This window comes from Streptomyces sp. NPDC050549 (assembly GCF_040655035.1).
Lineage (GTDB): Bacteria > Actinomycetota > Actinomycetes > Streptomycetales > Streptomycetaceae > Streptomyces.
In genome coordinates this window covers 75,464-98,413 of sequence record NZ_JBFAJD010000023.1, presented here as the reverse complement: position 1 = coordinate 98,413, position 22,950 = coordinate 75,464, and the positions used below count along the sequence as shown (strand labels likewise).

The window sequence follows — 22,950 nt, the reverse complement described above, 5'->3', positions numbered from 1 at the left end:
GGTCGTGAACGCCGGCTGTGACGCCGACAGCCGTAGCCGTACCAGTGCGCTACGACAGGGCGGTGCGCAACGCCCTGACCAGCGCCTGCGCTCGTGGATCGGCTGTCACGCTCTTGCGGAACGAATTCGTCACATACCCGAACGCGATGCCTGAATCCGGGTCCGCGAAGCCCAGGGCGCCGCCTCGGCCCGGGTGGCCGAAGGAGCTGTCGGAGAGGAGCGGGGACGCGCTGCCGTGCAGCATGTAACCGAGGCCGAAACGGGTGTTGACGACCAGGACGCGGTCGGGACCCGAGGAGCGTTCGGTGCGGGCCAGCTCGGACGTCTCGGGGGTGAACAGCCGTGTCCCGCCGTCCACTTCGCCGAGCAGGGACGCGTAGACGCGGGCCAGGCCGTCCGCCGTCGCGATGCCGTTCGACGCGGGGAGTACGGCGGCCCGGTACGCCGGGTCGTTCTCGTCCGGCATCGGGGTGATCGCCCCGAACGCGCGCCGGGTGAGGGAGTCGGGGTTGGCGTACGCCTCGGAGACCGAGCGCTTGGGGCGCAGGCGCGGGGCGTTCGCGTCCGCCGGGGCCGCCTCGGCCTGTGCGACCCGGCCCACCCGGCCGGTCTCACCGGAAGGCAGGCCGACCCACAGGTCCGCGCCGACCGGGCCCGCGATCTCCTCCGCGATCCACTCGCCGATCGACCGGCCGGTCACCCGCCGCACCAGCTCACCGGTCAGCCAGCCGTAGGTCTGCGCGTGATAGCCGTGGTCCGTGCCCGGCTCCCACGCCGGCGCCTGCGCGGCCACCGCCGCGGCGCCCCGCACCGGGTCGGCGGCCTGCGCCGGGGTCAGCGGGTGGTCCAGCACCGGTACGCCCGCACGGTGTGCGAGCAGATGCCACACGAGGGTGCGTTCCTTGCCGGCCGTCTTGTACTCCGGCCAGTACTCGCCCACCGGAGCGTCCAGGTCCAGTTCCCCGCGCTGCGCGAGCAGGAGCAGCGCTGCGGCCGCGACGCCCTTCGTCGCCGAGCGGACGATCTGGGCGGTGTCCCGCTGCCAGGGCTCGGTGCCGTCGACGTCCTTGGTGCCGGCCCACAGGTCGACGACCCGGTGTCCGTCCCGGTACACCGTCACGGCCGCGCCCCGGTCCCCGCGCACCTCGAAGTTGGCCGCGAACGCCTCCCTGACCGGCTCGAAGCCCTCGGCCACCACGCCGTTCACGTCCACGTGCGCACTCCTGGTCCTGCCGATCCGCTGTCCTACCTCAACCAAGCAGGATCGTGACGTCGATGTTCCCGCGGGTCGCGTTGGAGTAGGGGCAGACCTCGTGGGCCGCGTCCACCAGCTTCGCCGCGATGTCCGGGTCGAGCACCGGGAGGGAGACGCTGAGGGCGACCGCGAGGCCGTAGCCGCGCTGTTTGTTGGGGCCGATGCCGACCTTCGCGGCGACCGTGGATCCGGCCAGGTCGAAGCCCGCCCTGCGGCCGACAAGCACCAGCGCGTTGTGGAAGCAGGAGCTGTAGCCGGCCGCGAAGAGCTGCTCGGGGTTGGTGCCGTTGCCGTCGCCGCCCAGTGCCGGGGGCATCGCGACCTGGAGGGCGAGCTGACCGTCCTGGCTGCTGACATGGCCGTCCCGGCCGCCGTGGGCGGTGGCCTCGGCGACGTACATGATCTTCGTCGGGCGGGTGTCGACGGCGGTGTCGTCGGCCATGGCGGGACCTCCCCCAGAACGGAAACACAGGACGGAAATACAAGAGTGTGCAACTACATCGTGCACAAGGTACTGGCCGGTACGGCGCTGGTGGCTACCAGGGGGTGGCAACCGCCGGTAACCCGAGGTCAGCGGGCCCGTTCCGCCGCCGCCTCCGCGCGCTCCGCCAGCCGCCACAGCTCCCCGCGCAGGCGGACCACCTCCGGCATCTCCAGCTCCGTCGCCGCGAGCAGCGCGCCCGGCACCCGGGCCGCGCGTTCTCTCAGCGCACTGCCGCGTTCCGTGCAGGCGACCAGCACCGAGCGCTCGTCGTGGGCGGCGCGCTCGCGGTGGACGAGTCCGGCCGCCTCCAGTCGTTTCAGGAGCGGCGAGAGAGTGCCGTAGTCGAGACGCAGGGCGTTCGAGAGGTCCTTGACCGTGCTCTCGCCGCGCTCCCACAGGACGAGCAGGACGAGGTACTGCGGGTAGGTCAGCTCCAGCTCCTCAAGGAGCGGGCGGTACGCGGCCGTCAGCGCGCGCTGGGCCGCGTACAGCGCGAAGCACAGCTGCTCGTCGAGGAGCAGCGACCCGGCAACCGTATGGTCCTCGTTCGTCACGCGCCCATTGTCACGGACCGCGGGTCGAACCCGAAGGGCAACTCCAGACGATGGGCCCGCATCAGCGTGTCGTCGGCGAGGAGTTCGCCGGTCTTTCCGTCCGCCGCGATCACCCCGTCGCTGAGGATCAGCGAGCGCGGGCACAGCTCCAGGGCGTACGGCAGGTCGTGCGTGACCATGAGGACCGTCACGTCCAGCGACCGCAGGATGTCGGCCAGTTCGCGCCGGGAGGCGGGGTCGAGGTTGGAGGAGGGCTCGTCGAGGACGAGGATCTCCGGTTCCATCGCCAGGACGGTTGCCACGGCCACCCTGCGGCGCTGCCCGAACGACAGATGGTGCGGGGGACGGTCCGCGAAGTCCGCCATCCCCACCGACTCCAGTGCTGTGCGCACCCGTTGCTCCAGCTCGGCGCCCTTCGTCCCGGCCGCCGCCGGGCCGAACGCCACGTCCTCGCGGACCGTCGGCATGAAGAGCTGGTCGTCGGGGTCCTGGAAGACGATCCCGACCCGGCGCCGGATCTCCGCCATGTGCCGCTTGCCGACCGGGAGTCCGGCCACCGTCACCGTCCCGGCGCCGCCGGTGAGGATGCCGTTGAGATGCAGCACGAGGGTGGTCTTGCCGGCGCCGTTCGGGCCGAGCAGCGCGACCCGTTCACCGCGCGCGACACCGAAGTCCACGCCGAACAGGGCCTGATGGCCGTCGGGGTAGGCGAAGGCCAGCCCGGAGACCTCCAAGGAAAGGTAATCGGTCACAGCGTCCATCCCAACAGACATACGACAAGGGCGGCACAGGGCAGTGCGAGGGCGTACGACCACTGCGCCCGGTCGGCGGTCACCTCGTCGATCACCGGCATGGAGCCCGTGTATCCCCGGCTCACCATGGCCAGATGGACCCGCTCCCCGCGTTCGTAGGAGCGGATGAACAGCGCGCCCGCCGACTTCGCGAGCACACCCCACTGGCGTACACCCCGGGCCTCGAAACCCCGTGACTCGCGGGCGATCCGCATCCGGCGCATCTCGTCCGTGATGACATCGCCGTAGCGGATCATGAAGGACGCGATCTGGACGAGGAGCGGCGGGAGTTTCAACCGCTGGAGTCCCAGGAGGAGTTCGCGGAGTTCGGTGGTGGCGGCGAGGAGGACGGAGGCGGCGACGCCCAGGGTGCCCCTGGCGAGGACGTTCCAGGCGCCCCAGAGGCCGTTCACGCTCAACTCCAGCCCCAGGACGGTCACTTGCTCGCCCTCCGCCACGAAGGGCATGAGGACCGCGAACGCGACGAAGGGGATCTCGATCAGCAGGCGGCGGAGCAGGAAGCCGGCGGGCACGCGGGCCGCGTACGCGACCAGCCCCAGCAGTACGGCGTAGAGGCCGAACGCCCACATCGCCTCGCGCGGGGTCGACACCACGACCACCACGAACGCGAAAACCGCGGCGAGCTTGGTGTGCGGCGGCAGCGCGTGGACCCGCGAGTGGCCGTGCCGGTAGAGCCGGTGGGCGTGGCCCGCGCCCATCTCAGGCCGCCTGCGAGGTGCTACGGCGCCTGCGGACCGCCCAGAAGACGCCCGTACCCGCCACGACCGTGACGCCCACCCCGATCACGCCCGCGAGGCCGCCGGAGAGCCGGGCGTCCTCGACATCGCGCACACCGTAGTCGGCGAGCGGCGAGTCGGCCGAGGCGTGCTCCGTCGCTGCCCGGTCGATGCCGTGGTCGGCGGCGACCTTCTCCAGGCCGTCGGGGTTCGAGGAGGCGTAGAAACTGACGAAGCCGGCGAGGAGGAGGGAAGCGGCCAGGCCGGCGATCCACACCTTGCGGTGCGTGGTGCGCGCGGGGGCCACAGGAGCCAACTGGGGAGCGGCGTCCACGAGTTCACCGTTCACGCGCAGCTTCAGCCGCTGCTCCAGGCCGCGTGCGCCGTGGACGAGATCCGGGCGTACGGCGATCACGGCGCCGACCGTCAGCGCGGTGATCGCGGCCTCGCCGATGCCGATGAGGACGTGCACGCCGATCATCGCGGTGGCGACCTTGCCGAGGGAGACGTCGGTGGTGCCGCCGAGGGCGTAGAGGAGGGTGAAGACGAGGGCGGCGGCGGGGACGGAGAGCAGGGCCGCGGTGAAGGACGCGGCCGTGATCGAGCGGCGGCCGCGCGGGAGGATCTTCACCAGGGCGCGGAAGACGCCGTAGGCCACGACCGTCGTGGTGATCGCCATGTCGGTGATGTTCACGCCGAGCGCGGTCAGCCCGCCGTCCGCGAAGAGGATGCCCTGCATGAGCAGGACGACCGAGACGCAGAGGACGCCGGTGCAGGGACCGACCAGGATCGCGGCCAGGGCGCCGCCGAGCAGGTGGCCGCTGGTGCCGGCCGCGACGGGGAAGTTCAGCATCTGCACGGCGAAGATGAAGGCGGCGACCAGGCCCGCCAGCGGCGCCGTCCGCTCTCCCCCACGCTCGGCTTCGCTCGCGCGGGAGGTGCCCCCAAGTTCGCGGCGCGCGCCGCGCAGGCTCACGGCGATGGCGCCGGCGGCGACCACTCCGGTCGCGGCGGACACAGGGGCGTCTATGAATCCGTCAGGGACATGCACGGGATGATTTTAGATGGCTGTTGCGAGTTCTTTGCAAGAGCGAGAGGGTCTCACGCCGGATTGTGAGATCTGTCGCCCCGAGGGGCGCTCCCGGGAAAATATGCGACATTGGGGTAGTGGAAGCGGATGCACAGCTTTCACACAGGTCACTCAGCGTAAGGGGCCGCCCGATGTCCGTAGTCGAACAGTACGCGCGAGCCCATATCGTCACCGACGAGGACGTGGACCGGCTGGACCCCGCCGCCGTACCCGTCGTCCTGCGGTACGACCCCGAATCCGATCCGCGAACCGTCCGTATCGACCTGCCCGGACCGCATGCATGGACCTTCGACCGGGAGCTGCTGGAAGAGGGGCTGCGTGCCCCCGCCGGCAGCGGCGAGGTGCGCGTGTGGCCGTGCGGGCGGGTGCAGGCAGTGGTCGAGTTCCACTCCGAACAGGGCGTCTCCGTCGTCCAGTTCGAGACGAAGACGATCATGAGGTTCCTGCGGCGGACCTATACGGCCGCCGCACCCGTCGGCACCTGAACCTCAGCCGCCGAGGCTGGCGCCCAGCTTCAGCAGCGCCGCCACGATCGGCCCCGCCGTGTCGCCGCCGTGGCCGCCCGCCTGGACCACACCGGCGGCCACGAGGTCGCCCTTGTACGCCGTGAACCAGCCGTTGGGCTTCTTCTGGCCGTCGACCTCCGCCGAGCCGGTCTTCGCGCCGTAGTCGGGGCCGAGCCCGGCCATCGCCTTGGCCGCCGTGCCGTAGTCGGCGGTGTACTTCATGACTTCCTTCAGCTCGGCCTGCGTCGTCGACGACATCGTGCGCGAGGCCTTGGCGATCGTGCGGTTGTCGACGGTCGGGGAGACCAGGTACGGCTGGTGGAAGGTGCCCGTGTCGACCGTCGAGGCGACCGACGCCATGTTCAGCGGGTTCATGCGGACGCCGCCCTGGCCGATCAGCGAGGCGCCCATCTGCGCGCCGCTCTGCACCGGGACCGAGCCGTCGAAGGTGGGGACGCCGATGGCCCAGTTGTTCATGCCGAGGCCGTAGACCTGCTGTGCCTCCGTCGTCAGATCGCTGTTGGACAGCTTGGGCGCGAAGTTGATGAAGGCGTTGTTGCAGGACGCCCCGAAGGCCATCTTGAACGTGCCCTTCTTGATCTCCGAGTCGTCGTCGTTGTGGAAGGTCCAGCCCGCCAGCTTGTACGTCTTGGGGCAGGGGTGGGACGCGTCCGGGGTGATGAGGTTCTTCTCGAAGAGCATCGTCGACGTCACGATCTTCATCGTGGAGCCGGGGGCCAGCGAGCCCTGGAAGGCCACGTTGAAGCCGTGCGAGGCGTTCGCGACGGCCAGGATCTCGCCGGTCGACGGGCGCATCATCACGACCGAGGCGTTCTTCTGCTTGCTCACCTGCGTCTCGGCCGCCGCCTGGAGGGTCGGGCTGAGCGTCGTCTTCACCTTGCCCGGTGTGCCCTTGCTCAGCTCGACGAGCGTCTTGTCGGACTCCTTGGACGTCTTGCCGCGGACCACCCGCAGCTCGATGCCCGCCTTGCCGCCCGCCTTCTTGCCGAACTTCTCCCGCAGCCCGTCCAACACCGGCCCCAGCGACGGGTACTTGGCCGTCGTCAGCTCACCGCCGTCCCGGTCGTAGGCCTTGATTGGCGGGGTGCCGGACTCGCCCGTCACCAGGGTGTCGCCGTCCGCGAGATCCGGGTGGACGACGGACGCGTGCCACTGCACGTACGGCTTGCCGTCCTTCGCGCTGCGCACGACGGTGAGCGAAGTGGCGTACGTCATCGGCTTGGTGAGGCCCTTGTACGACACCGTGCACTTCACGGAGAAGGGGACCTTGGCGCCGGTGGGGGTGCCCTCGGTGACGGTGACGCCCGTCATGTGGGCGTTCTTGGTGTAGCCGGTGAGCAGCGCGGCGGCGGCCGTCGACTTGTCGGTCGCGGCGGCGGCCTGGGCGACCTTGCCCTGCTGCCAGTCGGCCAGGTACCGCTTCGCGGTGGTCTGCACCTCGGCCGCCGTCAACGGGCCCTTCTTGACGGCCTTGTGGTCGGCGGTGGTCGACGTGCGCGCCTCGGCCGACGCCCCGCCGTCGTACAGCGCGTAGGCGCCGACGCCCGCGCCGACGACGGCCACGGCGATGAACCCGCCGACCATGGCGGGTCTCGCCTTCCGTCGCTCGGCGGCGACCTTCTTCTTGCCCCTCGTGCCCACAGTTCCCGATCCTCCGCGAATCCCCTTGGGCCCCCGTCGCCCTCGGCCCTCACACACCCCAACGACCACGCCCACCCTAGAGTCCCGTCCTGTGCGGGTAGTTCACTTTCCCCGGGGAGTGAGTTCAGCCACTTGCCGCCAGTACCGCCCGGACGATCGGGCCGGCGGCGTCGATGCCGTGGCCGCCGTCCTGTGTCATGGCCGCCGCGGCGACGTCGCCCCGGTAGCCGGTGAACCAGCTGTTGGACTTCGACTGCCCGTCCACCTCGGCGGAACCCGTCTTGGCGCCGATGTTCGGACCGAGCCCGGCCATGATGCCGGCGGCGGTGCCGCTGGTCGCGGTGCGGTACATCATCGCCCGCAGCTGGGCCGACGTACTCGCCGACAGGCCCCGCGCGGTGGCCAGTTGGCGGTCGTCGAGGCTCTGCGCGACCAGGACCGGCTGGCGGAACGTGCCCGTCTTCGCGGTCGCAGTCACCGACGCCATGTTCAGCGGGCTCATCTGCACCTGGCCCTGGCCGATCAGGTTGGCCGCGGTGTCCGGGCCGCCGGACGCGGGCACCGAGCCGTCGAAGGACGGGATGCCGGTCTTCCAGTTGTCCCGGCCGAGTCCGAAGCGGTCCTCGGCCTCCTGCGTCAGCGAGTCCACCTTGACCGAGTCGGCGAACTTCACGAACGCCGTGTTGCAGGACCGGGCGAAACTGTCGGCGAGCGTGGCGTTCTCGTTCGGCTTGAGGCCGGTCAGGTTCTTGAAGGTCTGCTCCTGCCAGACGGCGGTGGTCGGACAGGGCGCCGGTCCGCTCATCGTGGTCAGCCCGTTGTCTATGAGCGTGGCGGCACTGATGATCTTCATGGTCGACCCCGGCGCCAACTGCCCCAGGAACGCGGCGTTGAAGCCGTCGTCGCGGTGGTTGGCGATCGCCAGCACCTGCCCGGTGCTCGGCTGGAGCGCCACGACCGACGACTCCGAGTACTTCGTCACGGCCTTCTCGGCGGCGGCCTGCGCGCCCGCGCTGAGCGTCGTGCGCACCTTGCCGGCCTTGCCCTTCTCCAGGGTCAGCAGCGTGGTGTCGGCCGAGCCCTCGGCCTGGTGCTTGATCGCCAACTCGATCCCGGGCGAACCGCCCGCCTGGTCACCGTACTTGGAACGCAGCTCGTCCAGGATCGGCCCGAGCGACGGATACTTCTCCTTGGTCAGCACGGTCCCGTTCCGGTCCACGGCCTCGATCGCCGGGCTCGCGGACTCCCCGGTGACGAAGGTGTCGCCGGTCTTCAACTCCGGGTGAACGACGGCCGGTTGCCAGTCGACGAGGGCCCGCCCGGTGGTTTTGCCGCGCACGACGGTCAGTTGGCTTCGGTAGCTGAGCGGCTTCGACTTCCCGTCGTACGACACCGTTGCCTTCACCGTGAACGGCACGGTCGCCCCGGTCGTCGTACCGGGGGTGATCCGCACCCCGGTGATGTGCCCGGCCCCGCTGTAGGACTCCAGCACGGGGTCGGCCGCCGCGTCGTCGTTCGTGTACGACGCCGCCGTCACCGCCTGCCCCTTCTCCCAGGCCGCGAAGAACTTCGCCGTCGTCTCCTTGACCTCCGACGAGCTCGGCGGCCCGGTCTTCACGGGCGCGGGCCCACCGGAACCCCCCACACCCGAACTTCCACCCAACGCGGACACGAGGTTGTACGCCCCGTACCCCGCCCCCGACACCATCACGGCGAACACACTGCCGATGACGGTGGCTTTTACCCCCTTGCGCATGGGTCGTTCCCCTCCCCGTTATCAGTCCCTCGACTGTATGGGGCGTGAGGGAAAGCTGTGAGGGGTGTTGCCTTTTGTTGTCCTAACGGAGACCGGTGACGACGCCGGTGACGAAGGAGGACCAGGTGGACGCGGGGAGCAGCAGCACGGGGCCGTTCGGGACTTTGGAGTCACGGACGGGGACGATGCCGGTGACTCCGTCGGCGACCTCTAGGCATTCGCCGCCGCTGCTGTTGCTGTAGGTGCTCTTACGCCAGCGGGCGGCGCCGGGGAAGGCTTCGGCTACCTCGACACAGTCGCCGCCGCTGCCGTTGCTGTAGCTGCTCTTGCGCCAGCGTGCGGTGCTCAAGTCACGTTCGGTGCTTGCCATTTCGATAGTCCTTCGCCGCTTGATCGATCATGGCCAGAGACGCTTCTGGGGACAATGCCGTGGCCCTGAGTAGATCGTACGACCTGCGGTAGTCCTTCACGAGAGCTGGATAGTCGATCAGTTGGCCACTGTGGAGACCCTCCGTGTAGACCACGGGTGGCGCGTCCGGGAACGTCATGACTTTGATCATGCCCATCATCATCGGGTGGGCCGCTGTCGTTTCCGGAAGGATCTGCAAAACACCTTGCGCTGATCGGACCACGCTCGCCATGTGGTGCAACTGCTCGGCCATCTCCTCGGGCGGCAGCAGCGGCTTGCTGATCAACTCCTCGTGCAGGACGACCCAGAACGCCGGGGGGTCTTCGCGCTTCCAGAGCTTGGCCCGATCCAGGCGGGCGCTCACCTGCTTCTTGACGGTCTCAGGGCGCAGCCATGGGAGCGAGGTGCGCACGACGGCATGCGCATACGCCGATGTCTGGAGCAGCCCTGGCACCAGCGTCGGCGCCCATTCCTCAATGGTGTCCGCATGCTGCTCCATCTCCGCCACATCCGCGAAGTACTCCGCGTGCCCCGACTGCTTCGCTTTCCGCGCGTCTTCACAGCGGCGCTCGAAAAACCCGTCCGTCCCGAGGGCCTTGTCCACATGCCGGGCCAGATCCAGCGGCATCCGCCGCTCCCCGTGCTCGATCTGGCTCAGGAACGGCACCCCCCGATAACTCCCCTCCGCCAACTGCTCCAGCGTCAGCCCCGCGAGTTCCCTCTTGAAGCGCAACTCCGCACCGTAGAAGGAGGGGACGTTCGCCGACGCGTCGGTGTCCTTGCGAGGGGGCACCACTCACCACCGCCATTTGCTCGTTGACAGGCGTAACTCGAACTCCTTTCACGGTAGGGCCTGTCACGTCACTGTGTGAGTGATTCGTCACAGAGAGCACAGGAAGGCGCACGTCGAGATGCCCCCACACCGCACTCCCGGCCATGCCACTCCCGCCGACCCCTACGACATGGTCCTCTGCGCGGAGGAACTCCGCGACGCACTCGCCGCCCACGGCATCACGCTCCCGTCGCTCCGCGCGGACCTGCCCAGCTTCGCGGGAGCCACCGGCGGCTCCGCGGGGCTGGTCGCGCTGGGCAACTGCAACCTCGACACGGCCCGTCGGCTGGCCGCCGTACTCCGTGAGGCGGCGGGACGGTGAACGCGACGCACTTCGAGGCAGCCTTGCTCGCCGTACCGAAGGCGGTCCCCGAACTACGGCACGCGGTGCGCGGTTACCTGGGCGGCGGCGGCCCGCACCCCGAAGTGGAGCTGTGCGTCAGCGAGTTGGTGAGCAACGTCATCCGGCACGTGGGCGAGGGCACGCCGGTACGGGTACGGGTCAGGCGGGTCGGCCCGGACGACGACCGGATCCGGGTCGAGGTGACCGACCCCGACCCACGCGCCCTGCCCATCCTCCTGGACGCCACCACGGACACCGGGCTCGGGGCCGAGTCGGGGCGCGGGTTGTTGTTGCTGGACGCGGTGGCGGTGCGGTGGGGGGTGGAGCAGGTGGTGTCCGGGAAGGTGGTGTGGTGCGAGGTGCGGGGCTGAGGGTCCCGGGTTGGCTAGACCCAGGTGTCCAGCCACATCCGAGACCGCCACTGATCAATAGGAATCGACGTCCCCGTGTACAGCGGCCAGAAGTAGATGAAGTTCCAGGTGATCAGCAGGACCAGGACGCCCGCGCCGACCGCGCCCGTGACCCGGCGGGTGTCGCTGGAGCCCGGTGGGCCGATGATCGCGCCGATGAGCATCGCGACCGCGAGGCAGAGGAAGGGGAGGAAGACGATGGAGTAGAAGAAGAAGATCGTGCGGTCCTGGTACAGGAACCAGGGGAGGTAGCCGGCCGCGACCCCGCAGGCGATCGCGCCCGCGCGCCAGTCGCGGCGGAACGCCCAGCGCCACAGGACGTAGAGGATCGCGAAGCAGGCGGCCCACCACAGCAGCGGGGTGCCGATGGCGAGGACCTCGCGGGCGCACTTGTCGCCGGCGTTCACCGGGCAGCCGTCCGCACCGGGCGAGGGGGACTCGTAGAAGTAGGAGACCGGGCGGCCGTCGACCAGCCAGCTCCAGGGGTTGGACATGTACGTGTGCGGCGAGTGCAGGCCGACGTTGAACTCGTAGACCTCGTGCTCGTAGTGCCACAGGCTGCGCAGCCAGTCCGGCAGGACATGGCTCCAGGTGCCGCCCTTGCCGTCGGTCGCGGCCCAGTTGCGGAAGTAGCCGCCCGTGCCGTTGGCGGGGGAGAGGATCCAGCCGAGCCAGGAGGTGAGGTAGACGGCGACGGCGACCGGGATGGTGGCCACGAAGCCCAGCCCGAGGTCGTACTTCAGGACGGCCACGTAGGCGTTGCGGGCGCCCGCGACCTTGCGGGAGCCGACGTCCCACAGCAGCATCAGGACGAAGAAGGCGGCCGTGATGTAGAGGCCGTTCCACTTGGTGCCGATCGCGAGGCCGAGCAGCAGGCCCGCCATCCAGCGCCAGGGGCGCCAGCCGAGGAACAGGGTGTCGGCGGTGTGTGCGTCGGGCCGGACCCGGCCGTCGGCGTCGACCGGCAGCGCCGCCGCGAGTTTCTCCCTGGCCTTGTCGCGGTCGATCAGCAGACAGCCGAACGCGGCCACCACGAAGAACATCAGCACGCCGTCGAGCAGCGAGGTGCGGGCCATCACGAAGGCCAGGCCGTCCAGCGACATCAGGACGCCGGCGACACAGCCCAGGAAGGTGGAGCGGAAGAGGCGGCGGCCGATGCGGCAGACCATCAGGACGGCCAGCGTGCCCAGCAGCGCCGTCATGAAGCGCCAGCCGAAGGGGTTGAAGCCGAAGATCAGCTCGCCGATGCCGATGACGTACTTGCCGACCGGCGGGTGCACGACGTAGGCCGCGTCCGTCGGGATGCCGACGTGCCCACCGGTTTTCAGAATGAGGTCGTTGGCGTTCTTGTCCCAATTGACCTCGAAGCCGCGGTGGACCAGCGCCCACGCGTCCTTGGCGTAGTACGTCTCGTCGAATATCACCGCCTTCGGGCTGCCCAGGTGGTAGAAGCGCATCACGCCGGCCATCAGCGTGACCAGCAGCGGGCCGCCCCAGCCCGACCAGCGGGTGAGTCGGTCGACGAGCGTCGGCGAGAAGCCGAGCGTCGCCCACAGCCGGGGGCTGGGCTCCGCGTACGGCGGCGTCAGCCGGTCCCGTACGTCGCTTCTGGGCCCCGCCGTGTAGCCGAAACGGCGCAGCCGCTGCTGCCACGACGGCCGCTGCTCTTGTGGGGCCTGCCCTTGCCGGGTGTCCGTGGAGGACGCGGTACTGGTCACCGCGCCATCGTAGGGAACAGCGCTGTGTGAGTCCCGTGCATGGGCGGTCTCGGTCCGGATGCGTCCGGATCTGTCGGCCCTGCGAGGATGGGAACGTGACTGGAACCCTTGTTTTGGCGGGCACCCCCATCGGCGACGTTCAGGACGCCCCTCCCCGGCTCGCGGAGGAGCTGGCCGGGGCCGACGTGGTCGCCGCCGAGGACACCCGGCGGCTGCGCCGGCTGACCCAGGCGCTCGGGGTGCAGCCCAAGGGGCGGGTCGTGTCGTACTTCGAGGGCAACGAGTCGGCGCGGACCCCGGAGCTGGTCGAGGCCCTGGTGGGCGGTGCGCGGGTGCTGCTGGTGACCGACGCGGGGATGCCGTCCGTGTCCGACCCGGGGTACCGGCTGGTCGCCGCCGCGGTGGAGAAGGACATCAAGGTCACCGCCGTACCGGGGCCGTCCGCGGTGCTTACCGCGCTCGCGCTGTCGGGGCTGCCGGTGGACCGGTTCTGCTTCGAGGGGTTCCTGCCGCGGAAGGCTGGCGAGCGGCTGTCGCGGCTGCGGGAGGTGGCCGGTGAGCGGCGCACCCTCGTCTACTTCGAGGCGCCGCACCGGCTCGACGACACCCTCGCCGCGATGGCCGAGGCGTTCGGCGCCGAGCGGCGGGCCGCCGTCTGCCGGGAGCTGACCAAGACGTACGAGGAGATCAAGCGCGGCCCGGTCGGCGAGCTGGCCGAGTGGGCGGCGGAGGGCGTGCGCGGCGAGATCACCGTCGTGGTGGAGGGGGCGCCGGAGCAGGCCGAGGAGCTCGGCGCGGACGAGCTGGTGCGGCGGGTCCGGGTGCGTGAGGAGGCGGGGGAGCGGCGAAAGGAAGCGATCGCCGCGGTCGCGGTCGAAGCAGGCGTTCCCAAGCGCGAGGTGTTCGATGCCGTGGTGGCGGCGAAGACTGCGCAAAAACCCCTCTGAGCTGGGGCGGAAGCCCCTCTGAGCAGGGCGCTCCTCCCATGAGCGGGCGCCCCATGGCGGGGCAAAGCGCGGTCGCCGAATGCAAAGTCCCGACCGGGTCGCAGGGGCGATTCGACAAGGAAAGTCCAAATCGCCTCCAACAGTCGACAGGACTGGTGCGTTCGCCCTGCCGGAGGCGTCCACTGGACTGAGGGGCGCACCCGTCCCTCGCCTCCAACGGGATTCCGGGGGGAATCCCCTCGCAGGGGGCGCTTGTCCAGCGGAAGTCAAGCAGGAGCTGGCATGAGTGAGATCGCAGGGCAGACCGGCCTCCGGGGCGCTGCCACCGCCGTGGTGAACGAGTCGTACTCCTTCGCCTGCATGCGGTGCGGGCACGGCTGGGAGCAGGCATACGAGATAGAGCACCACGTCGACACCGACGGCCACCAGTTCGTGATGTACGTGGCGGACGGCCAGGTCGTGCCGTCGCCCCTGAGCCGCCCCGCGTGCCACAACTGCGACGGGCATGTCGTGCGCATCATGCGGGCGGGCCAGGTGTCGTCGGTACGGGACGCGGCGCAGCGGCAGTACCAGGCGCCCCGGCCCCGGGCGGCAGCGGCGACGGAGGACGGTACGGATGCCACGGACGAGACCGTGACCCCGCTGCCGGAGACCGGGGAACACCACTGGCACCTGTCCGACCTGCTGCACCCCTTCCAGCACCGCAAGGCGAGCTGACCGCCTCCGGCGACCGGGTGGGCATGCCCCTTTCGTAGGATCGGGGCATGCCTGCCTCCAGCGACAAGAACGCGGCGCCTCCGCTCCCGGAGCCCCTCCGGGTGCCCGTCGCCGACTCCCACACCCACCTCGACATGCAGTCCGGCACGGTGGAGGAGGCGCTCGCCAAGGCGGCCTCGGCCGGTGTCACGACGCTCGTGCAGGTCGGCTGCGACGTGAAGGGCTCGCGCTGGGCCGCCGAGACGGCCGCCCGGTACGACGCGATCCACGCGACGGTCGCCCTCCACCCGAACGAGGCCCCGCGCATCGTGCACGGCGACCCCGACGGCTGGTCCCGGCAGGGTGCCAGGACCCCTGGCGGCGACACGGCCCTCGACGAGGCCCTCGCGGAGATCGACCGGCTGGCGGGACTGCCCCACGTCAAGGGCGTCGGTGAGACCGGCCTCGACTTCTTCCGCACCGGACCCGAGGGCAAGGCCGCGCAGGAGAGGTCGTTCCGCGCCCACATCGAGATCGCCAAGCGGCACGGCAAGGCCCTGGTCATCCACGACCGCGACGCCCACGCCGACGTCCTGCGCGTCCTCAAGGAGGAGGGCGCCCCCGAGCGGACCGTCTTCCACTGCTACTCCGGTGACGCCGAGATGGCCGAACTCTGCGCGAGCGCCGGGTACTTCATGTCGTTCGCCGGCACCGTCACCTTCAAGAACGCCCGGAACCTGCGGGACGCGCTCGTTGTCGCCCCCCTCGAACTGGTCCTCGTCGAGACCGACGCCCCGTTCCTCACGCCCGCCCCGTACCGCGGACGGCCGAACGCGCCCTATCTCATTCCGGTCACGGTCCGCGCCATGGCCGCCGTCCGGGGCATCGACGAGGACGCCCTGTCGACGGCCCTCGCGGCGAACACGGCCCGAGCCTTCGGCTACTGAGGCTCCGCCGATGCCCGGCGCCCCTTTCGAACACAACCCTGGGTAGCCGCGTCGCTTTGGAGAGTGACGGCCGCTCCGCTAGGTTCTGTTGGCCCGATCCGGACCCTTCTGGCCTTCTGGAGCGTGTCGGCGTGAGCAACTACGAGACCTACGAGACGTACGACCGCGGTGTGCGCGCCGATGTGTACACCGACGCGACCCAGGTGTACGAGGACACGTACCGGCCGGCCTACGAGGCGCCTGAACCGGTCTTCCCCCGCCAGGCGGTGAGCGCGGCGCAGAACACCGCGCCGGGGCGCGCGGACCGCAGACGAAGAGCAGACCGCACCGGCTCCACGGCCGCCACCGTGCGCCGCCTGGTCCCGCAGGCGCTGGTCGTCGCCTTCCTCGCCGGCGGCACCACCGCGTTCGTCGCCAAGGACAAGGCGATCGAGCTGAGCGTCGACGGCAGCCCGCGCACCCTGCACACCTTCGCCGACGACGTCACCGAACTCCTCGCCCAGCAGGGCGTCGAGGTCGGCGAGCACGACGTGGTGGCCCCCGGCCGGGACGCGGCCCTCACCAGCGGCGACGAGGTCGCGGTCCGCTACGGCCGCCCCGTGCGCCTCACTCTCGACGGGCACCGGCGCGAGGTGTGGACCACGGCCCGAACAGTCGACGGCGCTCTCGAACAACTCGGCGTCCGCGCGGAGGGCGCGTACATCTCGACCTCCCGCTCCCAGGCCATCGGCCGCGCCGGACTCGCGCTCGACGTGCGCACCGAACGCACCGTCACGATCATGGCCGACGGCCGCGCCCGCACGATCCGCACCAACGCGGCGACGGTCGGCGAGGCGGTCCAGGAGGCAGGCATCAGTCTGCACGGCGAGGACACCACCTCGGTCCCGCCGGGGAGCTTCCCCCGCGACGGCCAGACGATCACGATCCTGCGGATCACCGGCACCCGCGAGGTCCGCGAGGAGGCGATCCCCTTCGAGGTGGAACGCACCGACGACCCCACCCTCTTCAAGGGCACGGAGGTCGTCGAACGGGCCGGCCGTCCGGGCCTGCGCCGCGCCACCTACGCCCTCCGGACGGTCAACGGCGTCAAGGAGAAGCCCCGCCGCATCGACGAGGAACTGGTCCGAGAGCCCCGCTCCCAGCTGGTCAAGGTCGGCACCAAACCGATGCCCACCTCGGTACAGGGCGCCGACCAGCTCAACTGGCACGGCCTCGCCACCTGCGAGTCCGGCGGCCGCCCCGGCGCGGTCGACCCCTCCGGCACCTACGGCGGCCTCTACCAGTTCGACACCCACACCTGGCACAGCTTGGGCGGCTCGGGCCGCCCGCAGGACGCGTCAGCGGAGGAACAGACGTTCAGGGCGAAGAAGCTGTATGTGCGCAGGGGCGCGAGCCCATGGCCGCATTGCGGGACAAGGCTGCACGGCTGAGGGGAGGGGGATGGGGGCGCAGCCACCATTCCCCCAGGGGCGCGGGGCTGTGCCGATGTGCGGCTCCGCCGCGTGGGCGCGACAGCCACAGCGGACCGGGAGACGAAGAACGGCCCCGTAACCTAGGTACGTGAGCAGCAACCCCGACGCCCTCCTGGGCCCCGCCGACATCCGCGAACTGGCCGCAGCCCTGGGCGTACGCCCCACAAAGCAGCGCGGCCAGAACTTCGTGATCGACGCGAACACGGTCCGCCGCATCGTCCGCACTGCGGACGTCCGCCCCGACGACGTGGTCGTGGAGGTGGGCCCCGGCCTCGGCTCACTCACCCTCGCCCTGCTGGAAGTCGCCGACCGCGTCACAGCGGTGGAGATCGACGACACCCTGGCGAGCGCACTGCCGGCGACGGTGACGGCCCGCATGCCCGAGCGGGCCGAGCGCTTCGCACTCGTCCACTCGGACGCGATGCAGGTGACCGAACTCCCCGGCCCACCCCCCACCGCACTGGTCGCCAACCTGCCCTACAACGTGGCCGTACCGGTCCTGCTGCACATGCTGGAGCACTTCCCGACCATCGAGCGCACGCTCGTGATGGTCCAGGCGGAGGTCGCCGACCGGCTTGCCGCGCCGCCCGGTTCGAAGGTGTACGGCGTCCCGTCCGTGAAGGCGAACTGGTACGCCGAGGTCAAGCGGGCCGGCTCCATCGGCCGTACCGTCTTCTGGCCCGCACCGAACGTGGACAGCGGACTGGTGGCGCTGACCCGCAGGGCGGAGCCGCCGAAGACGACCGCCGACCGCCGCGAGGTCTTCGCCGTGGTCGACGCGGCCTTCGCGCAGCGCCGCAAGACGCTGCGGGCCGCGCTCGCCGGCTGGGCGGGCTCGGCGGCGGCGGCCGAGGCGGCGCTCGTCGCGGCCGGGGTGTCCCCGCAGGCGCGGGGCGAGTCGTTGACGGTCGAGGAGTTCGCGCGCATCGCGGAACACAGGGCCGAACCCAAGGAGTCCGAGTAAGTGAGCGTGACGGTCCGCGTCCCCGCCAAGGTCAACGTCCAACTGGCAGTCGGCGCCGCGCGCCCCGACGGCTTCCACGACCTGGCCAACGTCTTCCTCGCCGTCGGCCTGCACGACGAGGTCACCGTGACCCCGGCCGACGAGCTCCGGGTCACCTGCTCGGGCCCGGACGCGGCCCAAGTCCCCCTGGATCGCACGAACTTGGCGGCACGGGCGGCAACGGCACTCGCCGAGCGGTACGGCCGCGGCGACGCCGTGCACATCCACATCGCCAAGGACATCCCCGTCGCCGGCGGCATGGCGGGCGGCAGCGCGGACGGCGCGGGCGCGCTGGTGGCGTGCGACGCGCTGTGGGGCACCGGTGCCTCGCGGGCCGAACTGCTGGACATCTGCGCCGAGTTGGGCAGCGACGTGCCGTTCAGCCTGGTGGGCGGGGCGGCGCTGGGAGTCGGGCGAGGGGAGAAGCTCACGGTCCTGGAGGCCGGGGGCACCTTCCACTGGGTGTTCGCGATGGCCGCGCGGGGGCTGTCCACCCCGGCGGTCTTCCGGGAGTTCGACCGCTTGGCGGAGGGGGTCGACATCCCCGAACCCGTCGCCTCGCAGCCGCTCCTCGACGCGCTCGCGAAGGGCGACCCGGACGCGCTGGCCGCCGCCGTCTCCAACGACCTTCAGCCGGCCGCCCTTTCGCTCTTCCCGGAACTCGCCGACACCCTCGCCGCGGGCCGCGCCGCGGGCGCCCTCGCCGCGCTGGTCTCCGGCTCGGGCCCGACGACGGCGTTCCTCGCCCGCGACCCCGGGTCGGCGGCGAAGGTGGCTCAGGCGCTGGCGGCCTCGGGAACATGCCGGACGGTACGTACGGCGGCGGGTCCGGCGGCGGGCGCGACCGTGATCGACCGACCTTCACGCGAGGTCCACGAAAACCCCGCCTGAACTGCGAAAATGCGCATGTGCGGTGTTATCGAAACCACATTGGTTCAATGTTCGCCAATCAACCCCATGGTCCCTTTCGTGGCGTATGTCCCACAGGGTGCGGCTGGCATGATCAGCCAACCCCGGTCCTCGTTACCGGCGGTACTCCCTGCGCGCGCGGTCTCGCCGCGCCACGCCCGAGAGGAACCTCCCCATGGGCCACATGGACCATTTCAGCGCCGGCTGGGTCACCCCGGTCCTGTCCTACGCGATGGCCTGCGTCGGCGCCGCGCTCGGACTGCGCTGCACCGTAAGGGCACTTGAGGCGGACGGCGCCTCCAAACGGAACTGGCTGACCCTCGCCTCCGTCGCCATCGGCTCCGGCATCTGGACCATGCACTTCGTGGCCATGCTCGGCTTCAGCGTCGAAGGCACCCCCATCCGCTACGACGTCCCGCTCACCGTCCTCAGCCTGCTGATGTCGATCGGCGTGGTCGCCGCCGGCGTCTTCACCGCCGGCTACGGCCGCTCCCGCGTCACCTCGGTGGCCTTCGGCGGACTCGGCACCGGCCTCGGCGTCGCCGCCATGCACTACACCGGCATGGCCGCGCTCGACCTGCACGGCGAGATCGACTACGACCCCCGGCTCGTCATCGCCTCCGTCGTGATCGCCGTCGTCGCCGCGACCGCCGCCCTCACCCTCTGCAGATCTGGGCCGTACCGAAGGTGTCGCTGAACGGCGGTTCCGTCGCCGACGTGATCCATCTGCTCGCCGAACTCGTCGAGAACGCGACGGCGTTCTCCCCGCCCAGCACCCAGGTACAGCTGCGCGCCGCCCGGCTGCGCGAGGGCGTCCTCATCGAGATCGAGGACAGCGGCTTCGGCATGAAGGACGACGCGATGGCCGACGCGAACCGCAAGATCCAGTCCGAGAAGGTCGACCTCCTCGACGCCAAGCAGATCGGCCTCTTCGTGGTCAACCGGCTGCGCGAACGCCAGGGCCTGCGCGTGGAGATACGGCACTCGCGCAGTGGCGGCGTGACGGCCGCCGTGCTCATCCCCGAGGGTCTGATGCGCGACGACATGCCGGTGGGCGAAGTGCAACAGGCTTCCGGCAGGCGGGGGTTGGCACCGGCCTCGGCCCTGGTCCCGCAGCAGCGACTGCGCGGGGCGGGTGCCTGACGGACTCTCCGCACCATCTCCACACAGATGTACCGCAATCGCTGTACAGGTGGGGCTGTCGGGACGGATAGGTTCGTTTGATACTTCAAGTGCACTGCTGGAAGGGTCTGTTCCGTGTCCGACGCCCCCACACCCTCGTCCGCCGCCCCGTCCCACCGCAGGAAGCGGTCCCTCTCGCGTCGCGGCGCGATAGGGGCCGCCGGAGCCGTGGCCGCCGGGGCCGCCCTGACCCCGGTGGTGTTCGCGGCCACCGACTCCGGCTCGGACTCCGCCCCCGGCACGACCCCGTCGGGCACCGAGCCGGAGACCTTCCCGGCCACCCGCACCGCGACCGCCACCGGCACCGCCCCGGCCACCACGGCCTTCGCCGCGTCCTACGTCGGCCTGCGCTGGACCGGCGACACCGACGGCGCCGGCATCCGCCTCGCGGACGGCCCCTGGCAGCCCACCGGCACCGGCTGCGCGACCGTCGACGGCGGTGGTACCGCCCTGGTCGCGGCCGACGAGGCCACCACCTACGAGGTGAGGACACCGGCAGGCGCGACGGACGTCCGCTCCGTGGCCATCGACTGCACCCGGGGCCCCGGCCGAACCTTCCACGTACCGTCCGAGCCGACCCGGGTCCGCGGCGTCCGCTACCTCTCGCGTCCGGCCTGGGGCGCCGACGAGTCCAAGCGGTACAAGGACGGCAAGGTCAACTCGCCCGAGGTGTACTACCCGTTGCAGTCGATCACGGTCCACCACACGGACACCCCGAACGCCGACCCGGACCCGGCCGCGACCGTCCGAGGCATCTACGAGTACCACGCAGTCACCCTCGACTGGGGCGACATCGGCTACCACTTCCTCATCGACGAGGCGGGCGTGATCTACGAGGGCCGCTACTCCGGCGAGGACCCGATCCCGGCCTTCGGCAAGGACGGCAATCTCGTCACCGCCTTCCACACGGCCGGCTTCAACTCCGGCAACCTCGGCATCGCCCTGATCGGCAACCTGGTGTCCCAGGCCCCGACGGACGCGGCCAAGTCCTCCCTGATCCGCCTCATCAAGGTCATCACCCGCTTCAAGGGCCTCGACCCCCAGGCGGAGATCACCTACACCAACCCGGTGAACGGCGTGAAGAAGGACAACGAGACGATCAGCGGCCACAGGGACTGGCTCCAGACGGACTGCCCGGGCCAGACGATGTACGACCTGCTGGGCGAGGTCAGGGCGGCAGCAGCCCGCTGACCTGGGCGGATCGTCAGCCTCCCGCCGCGCATTACTCTGGGAGGCTGACCGTCCCCCCTGTCAGGAGAGAAATGGCCGTCAACCTGGTCAATGTCGAGAACGTCAGCAAGGTGTACGGCACCCGTGCCCTGCTCGACGGTGTCTCGCTCGGTGTCTCCGAAGGGGACCGGATCGGGGTCGTGGGCCGCAACGGAGACGGCAAGACCACCCTCATCCGGATGCTCGCCAAGCTGGAGGAGTCCGACACCGGCCGCGTCACCCACTCCGGCGGACTCCGCCTCGGCGTCCTCACCCAGCACGACTCCCTCGACCCGGAGGCGACCGTCCGCCACGAGGTCATCCGGGACATGGCCGACCACGAGTGGGCGGGCAACGCCAAGATCCGCGACGTACTGACGGGGCTCTTCGGCGGCCTGGACCTGCCGGGCTTCCCGCAGGGCCTCGACACCGTGATCGGCCCGCTCTCCGGCGGCGAGCGCCGCCGTATCGCGCTCGCCAAACTGCTCATCGAGGACCAGGACCTGGTCGTCCTCGACGAGCCCACGAACCACCTCGACGTCGAGGGCATCGCCTGGCTCGCCCAGCACCTGCGCGAGCGCCGCTCCGCGCTCGTCTGCGTGACCCACGACCGCTGGTTCCTGGACCAGGTCTGCACTCAGATGTGGGACGTGCAGAAGGGCGACGTCTACGAGTACGAGGGCGGCTACACCGACTACGTCTTCGCCCGCGCCGAACGCGAGCGCATCGCCGCCACCGAGGAGACCAAGCGGCAGAACCTGGTCCGCAAGGAGCTGGCCTGGCTGCGCCGGGGCGCCCCGGCCCGTACGTCGAAGCCGCGCTTCCGCGTCGAGGCCGCCAACGAACTGATCGCGGACGTACCGCCGCCGCGCGACACCAGCGAGCTGATGAAGTTCGCCTCCACCCGCCTCGGCCGGACCGTCTTCGACCTGGAGGACGTGACCGTCCAGGCCGGCCCGAAGGTGCTGCTGAAGCACATCACCTGGCACCTCGGCCCCGGCGACCGTATCGGCCTGGTCGGGGTCAACGGCGCCGGAAAGACCTCCCTGCTGCGGGCCCTGGCGGACGCCGCCCGCAGCGACGGCGAGACCCAGCCCGTGGCCGGCAAGGTCGTCGTGGGGAAGACGGTGAAGCTCGCCTACCTCTCCCAGGAGGTGGCCGAACTCAAGCCCACGCTGCGGGTGTTGGAGGCCGTGCAGCAGGTGCGGGAGCGGGTCGACCTCGGCAAGGGGCGGGAGATGACCGCCGGGCAGCTGTGCGAGACGTTCGGCTTCAACAAGGAGAAGCAGTGGACGCCGGTCGGGGACCTGTCCGGCGGTGAGCGGCGCAGGCTGCAGCTCCTCCGGCTCCTCATGGACGAGCCCAACGTCCTCTTCCTCGACGAGCCCACCAACGACCTCGACATCGAGACCCTGACCCAGCTGGAGGACGTCCTCGACGGCTGGCCCGGTTCGATGATCGTGATCTCCCACGACCGGTTCTTCGTCGAGCGCACCACCGACAAGGTGTACGCCCTCCTCGGCGACGCGACCCTGCGGATGCTGCCGCGCGGCATCGACGAGTACCTGGAGCGGCGCCACCGTATGGAGGAGGTCGCCGCCGCTGCCGTCCCCGTCGTGGAGAAGGCCGCGCCCGCCGTGAGCGCCGCCGACCAGCGGGCCGCGAAGAAGGAACTCCAGAAGATCGAGCGGCAGTTGGACAAGGTCTCCGAGAAGGAGGCCAAGCTGCACGCCCAGATCGCCGACAACGCCACGGACTTCGCGAAGGTGGCCGAACTGGACGCCCAGCTGCGGGACTTGGGCGCCGAGCGGGACGAGCTGGAGATGCGGTGGCTGGAACTCGCCGAGGATGCGTGAAGGGTGCGTGAAGGCGCATAACGGGGCTGTCACGGGCCGGTTCTCCCTTGGGCACAGGGGTGAACCGGCCCGTTGTCCGTGGACAGCCGGGTGATAGAAAGGGCCGTCTGAGACCTGCTTGAATGCGCCTCCGGTCCTTCGCGAACCCCGGGGCGTGGCTAAAAATCAGTGAACGAGGGGGA

Annotated in this window: 23 protein-coding genes and 1 pseudogene; 13 read left to right on the top strand and 11 right to left on the bottom strand. The window is 70.5% G+C overall.

All coding sequences use genetic code 11. From position 1 onward, the window contains the following. Positions 1–49 precede the first annotated feature (49 nt). The 6 genes from AB0I51_RS29645 to AB0I51_RS29620 all read right to left on the bottom strand — a co-directional run bounded on the left by AB0I51_RS29645 (position 50) and on the right by AB0I51_RS29620 (position 4,872). Positions 50–1,213: a serine hydrolase domain-containing protein gene (locus AB0I51_RS29645; RefSeq protein WP_362980287.1), complete on the bottom strand. Its 1,164-nt coding sequence runs from the start codon at positions 1,211–1,213 to the stop codon at positions 50–52. A gap of 37 nt (positions 1,214–1,250) precedes the next feature. Further along, entirely contained in the window at positions 1,251–1,697 is a 447-nt protein-coding gene (locus AB0I51_RS29640; protein WP_362980285.1) for an organic hydroperoxide resistance protein, read from the bottom strand. A gap of 128 nt (positions 1,698–1,825) precedes the next feature. Then, positions 1,826–2,293: a MarR family transcriptional regulator gene (locus AB0I51_RS29635; RefSeq protein ID WP_362980283.1), complete on the bottom strand. Its 468-nt coding sequence runs from the start codon at positions 2,291–2,293 to the stop codon at positions 1,826–1,828. After that, positions 2,290–3,054 carry an ABC transporter ATP-binding protein gene (locus tag AB0I51_RS29630; protein ID WP_362980281.1) on the bottom strand — a complete coding sequence of 255 codons (765 nt, stop codon included), beginning with the start codon at positions 3,052–3,054 and terminating at the stop codon, positions 2,290–2,292. Before AB0I51_RS29630 ends, AB0I51_RS29635 begins: the two co-directional genes overlap by 4 nt. Next, the gene (gene cbiQ, locus AB0I51_RS29625; RefSeq protein ID WP_362980279.1) at positions 3,042–3,803 is read right to left on the bottom strand and encodes a cobalt ECF transporter T component CbiQ; all 762 of its coding nucleotides are present in this window, start codon (positions 3,801–3,803) and stop codon (positions 3,042–3,044) included. Before cbiQ ends, AB0I51_RS29630 begins: the two co-directional genes overlap by 13 nt. Before the next feature lies 1 nt (position 3,804). Beyond that, on the bottom strand, positions 3,805–4,872 hold the full coding sequence (locus tag AB0I51_RS29620; protein ID WP_362980277.1) for an energy-coupling factor ABC transporter permease: 1,068 nt from the start codon (positions 4,870–4,872) through the stop codon (positions 3,805–3,807). 170 nt (positions 4,873–5,042) lie between these two features. Between AB0I51_RS29620 and AB0I51_RS29615 the strand changes: the two genes are divergently transcribed. Continuing rightward, positions 5,043–5,396, top strand: a complete 354-nt coding sequence (locus tag AB0I51_RS29615) for an SsgA family sporulation/cell division regulator (protein WP_019066592.1) — start codon at positions 5,043–5,045, stop codon at positions 5,394–5,396. A gap of 3 nt (positions 5,397–5,399) precedes the next feature. On the opposite strand, the gene AB0I51_RS29610 is transcribed toward AB0I51_RS29615, so the two are convergent. From AB0I51_RS29610 to AB0I51_RS29595, 4 genes are all read right to left on the bottom strand, one after another. Next, the gene (locus AB0I51_RS29610) at positions 5,400–7,022 is read right to left on the bottom strand and encodes a penicillin-binding transpeptidase domain-containing protein (RefSeq protein ID WP_362980384.1); all 1,623 of its coding nucleotides are present in this window, start codon (positions 7,020–7,022) and stop codon (positions 5,400–5,402) included. A gap of 181 nt (positions 7,023–7,203) precedes the next feature. Further along, positions 7,204–8,835 (bottom strand): penicillin-binding transpeptidase domain-containing protein, encoded by a 1,632-nt coding sequence (locus AB0I51_RS29605; protein ID WP_362980275.1) that lies wholly within the window; start codon positions 8,833–8,835, stop codon positions 7,204–7,206. An 82-nt stretch (positions 8,836–8,917) separates the two neighbouring features. Then, positions 8,918–9,205 (bottom strand): DUF397 domain-containing protein, encoded by a 288-nt coding sequence (locus AB0I51_RS29600; protein WP_362980273.1) that lies wholly within the window; start codon positions 9,203–9,205, stop codon positions 8,918–8,920. Then, positions 9,186–10,037 carry a helix-turn-helix transcriptional regulator gene (locus AB0I51_RS29595; protein ID WP_362980271.1) on the bottom strand — a complete coding sequence of 284 codons (852 nt, stop codon included), beginning with the start codon at positions 10,035–10,037 and terminating at the stop codon, positions 9,186–9,188. Before AB0I51_RS29595 ends, AB0I51_RS29600 begins: the two co-directional genes overlap by 20 nt. A gap of 118 nt (positions 10,038–10,155) precedes the next feature. On the opposite strand from AB0I51_RS29595, the gene AB0I51_RS29590 reads away from it, so the two are divergent. Together AB0I51_RS29590 and AB0I51_RS29585 are read left to right on the top strand one after the other, a co-directional pair. Beyond that, complete coding sequence (locus AB0I51_RS29590) at positions 10,156–10,398, top strand: hypothetical protein (protein WP_362980269.1); 243 nt, start codon at positions 10,156–10,158, stop codon at positions 10,396–10,398. Further along, positions 10,395–10,790: an ATP-binding protein gene (locus tag AB0I51_RS29585; RefSeq protein WP_362980267.1), complete on the top strand. Its 396-nt coding sequence runs from the start codon at positions 10,395–10,397 to the stop codon at positions 10,788–10,790. The genes AB0I51_RS29590 and AB0I51_RS29585 overlap by 4 nt, the downstream gene beginning before the upstream one ends. Before the next feature lie 14 nt (positions 10,791–10,804). Here AB0I51_RS29585 and AB0I51_RS29580 read toward each other — a convergent pair whose 3' ends face one another. Then, positions 10,805–12,547, bottom strand: coding sequence for a phospholipid carrier-dependent glycosyltransferase (locus tag AB0I51_RS29580; RefSeq protein ID WP_362980265.1), 1,743 nt, complete (start codon positions 12,545–12,547; stop codon positions 10,805–10,807). Between the two features lie 95 nt (positions 12,548–12,642). Here AB0I51_RS29580 and rsmI point away from each other — a divergent pair, with 95 nt between their 5' ends. The 10 genes and pseudogenes from rsmI to AB0I51_RS29530 all read left to right on the top strand — a co-directional run bounded on the left by rsmI (position 12,643) and on the right by AB0I51_RS29530 (position 22,768). Next, complete coding sequence (gene rsmI, locus AB0I51_RS29575) at positions 12,643–13,494, top strand: 16S rRNA (cytidine(1402)-2'-O)-methyltransferase (RefSeq protein WP_362980263.1); 852 nt, start codon at positions 12,643–12,645, stop codon at positions 13,492–13,494. Positions 13,495–13,776: 282 nt separating this feature from the next. Next, positions 13,777–14,211: a hypothetical protein gene (locus tag AB0I51_RS29570; RefSeq protein ID WP_362980261.1), complete on the top strand. Its 435-nt coding sequence runs from the start codon at positions 13,777–13,779 to the stop codon at positions 14,209–14,211. A gap of 47 nt (positions 14,212–14,258) precedes the next feature. Next, positions 14,259–15,137, top strand: coding sequence for a TatD family hydrolase (locus AB0I51_RS29565; protein WP_362980259.1), 879 nt, complete (start codon positions 14,259–14,261; stop codon positions 15,135–15,137). 131 nt (positions 15,138–15,268) lie between these two features. Beyond that, complete coding sequence (locus tag AB0I51_RS29560; RefSeq protein WP_362980257.1) at positions 15,269–16,567, top strand: ubiquitin-like domain-containing protein; 1,299 nt, start codon at positions 15,269–15,271, stop codon at positions 16,565–16,567. A gap of 130 nt (positions 16,568–16,697) precedes the next feature. Beyond that, entirely contained in the window at positions 16,698–17,573 is an 876-nt protein-coding gene (rsmA, locus tag AB0I51_RS29555; RefSeq protein WP_362980255.1) for a 16S rRNA (adenine(1518)-N(6)/adenine(1519)-N(6))-dimethyltransferase RsmA, read from the top strand. Beyond that, the gene (locus tag AB0I51_RS29550; protein ID WP_362980253.1) at positions 17,574–18,503 is read left to right on the top strand and encodes a 4-(cytidine 5'-diphospho)-2-C-methyl-D-erythritol kinase; all 930 of its coding nucleotides are present in this window, start codon (positions 17,574–17,576) and stop codon (positions 18,501–18,503) included. Positions 18,504–18,696: 193 nt separating this feature from the next. Continuing rightward, positions 18,697–19,185, top strand: a pseudogene (locus AB0I51_RS29545) (MHYT domain-containing protein); the annotation flags it as partial. A 23-nt stretch (positions 19,186–19,208) separates the two neighbouring features. Beyond that, a complete protein-coding gene (locus tag AB0I51_RS29540) occupies positions 19,209–19,664 on the top strand; it encodes an ATP-binding protein (protein ID WP_362980251.1) in 456 nt (151 codons plus the stop codon). A 207-nt stretch (positions 19,665–19,871) separates the two neighbouring features. Further along, entirely contained in the window at positions 19,872–20,894 is a 1,023-nt protein-coding gene (locus AB0I51_RS29535; protein ID WP_362980382.1) for a peptidoglycan recognition family protein, read from the top strand. A 71-nt stretch (positions 20,895–20,965) separates the two neighbouring features. After that, on the top strand, positions 20,966–22,768 hold the full coding sequence (locus AB0I51_RS29530) for an ABC-F family ATP-binding cassette domain-containing protein (protein ID WP_362980249.1): 1,803 nt from the start codon (positions 20,966–20,968) through the stop codon (positions 22,766–22,768). Positions 22,769–22,950 lie beyond the last annotated feature (182 nt).

What these genes read in the sequence shown, in the direction of transcription:
- AB0I51_RS29640 (WP_362980285.1), bottom strand. Translation starts at nt 1,697, where the DNA reads ATGGCCGACGACACCGCCGTCGACACCCGCCCGACGAAGATCATGTAC.
- AB0I51_RS29630 (WP_362980281.1), bottom strand. Translation starts at nt 3,054, where the DNA reads ATGGACGCTGTGACCGATTACCTTTCCTTGGAGGTCTCCGGGCTGGCC.
- cbiQ (WP_362980279.1), bottom strand. Translation starts at nt 3,803, where the DNA reads ATGGGCGCGGGCCACGCCCACCGGCTCTACCGGCACGGCCACTCGCGG.
- AB0I51_RS29615 (WP_019066592.1), top strand. Translation starts at nt 5,043, where the DNA reads ATGTCCGTAGTCGAACAGTACGCGCGAGCCCATATCGTCACCGACGAG.
- AB0I51_RS29610 (WP_362980384.1), bottom strand. Translation starts at nt 7,022, where the DNA reads ATGGTCGGCGGGTTCATCGCCGTGGCCGTCGTCGGCGCGGGCGTCGGC.
- AB0I51_RS29605 (WP_362980275.1), bottom strand. Translation starts at nt 8,835, where the DNA reads ATGCGCAAGGGGGTAAAAGCCACCGTCATCGGCAGTGTGTTCGCCGTG.
- AB0I51_RS29600 (WP_362980273.1), bottom strand. Translation starts at nt 9,205, where the DNA reads ATGGCAAGCACCGAACGTGACTTGAGCACCGCACGCTGGCGCAAGAGC.
- AB0I51_RS29590 (WP_362980269.1), top strand. Translation starts at nt 10,156, where the DNA reads ATGCCCCCACACCGCACTCCCGGCCATGCCACTCCCGCCGACCCCTAC.
- AB0I51_RS29570 (WP_362980261.1), top strand. Translation starts at nt 13,777, where the DNA reads ATGAGTGAGATCGCAGGGCAGACCGGCCTCCGGGGCGCTGCCACCGCC.
- AB0I51_RS29565 (WP_362980259.1), top strand. Translation starts at nt 14,259, where the DNA reads ATGCCTGCCTCCAGCGACAAGAACGCGGCGCCTCCGCTCCCGGAGCCC.
- AB0I51_RS29530 (WP_362980249.1), top strand. Translation starts at nt 20,966, where the DNA reads ATGGCCGTCAACCTGGTCAATGTCGAGAACGTCAGCAAGGTGTACGGC.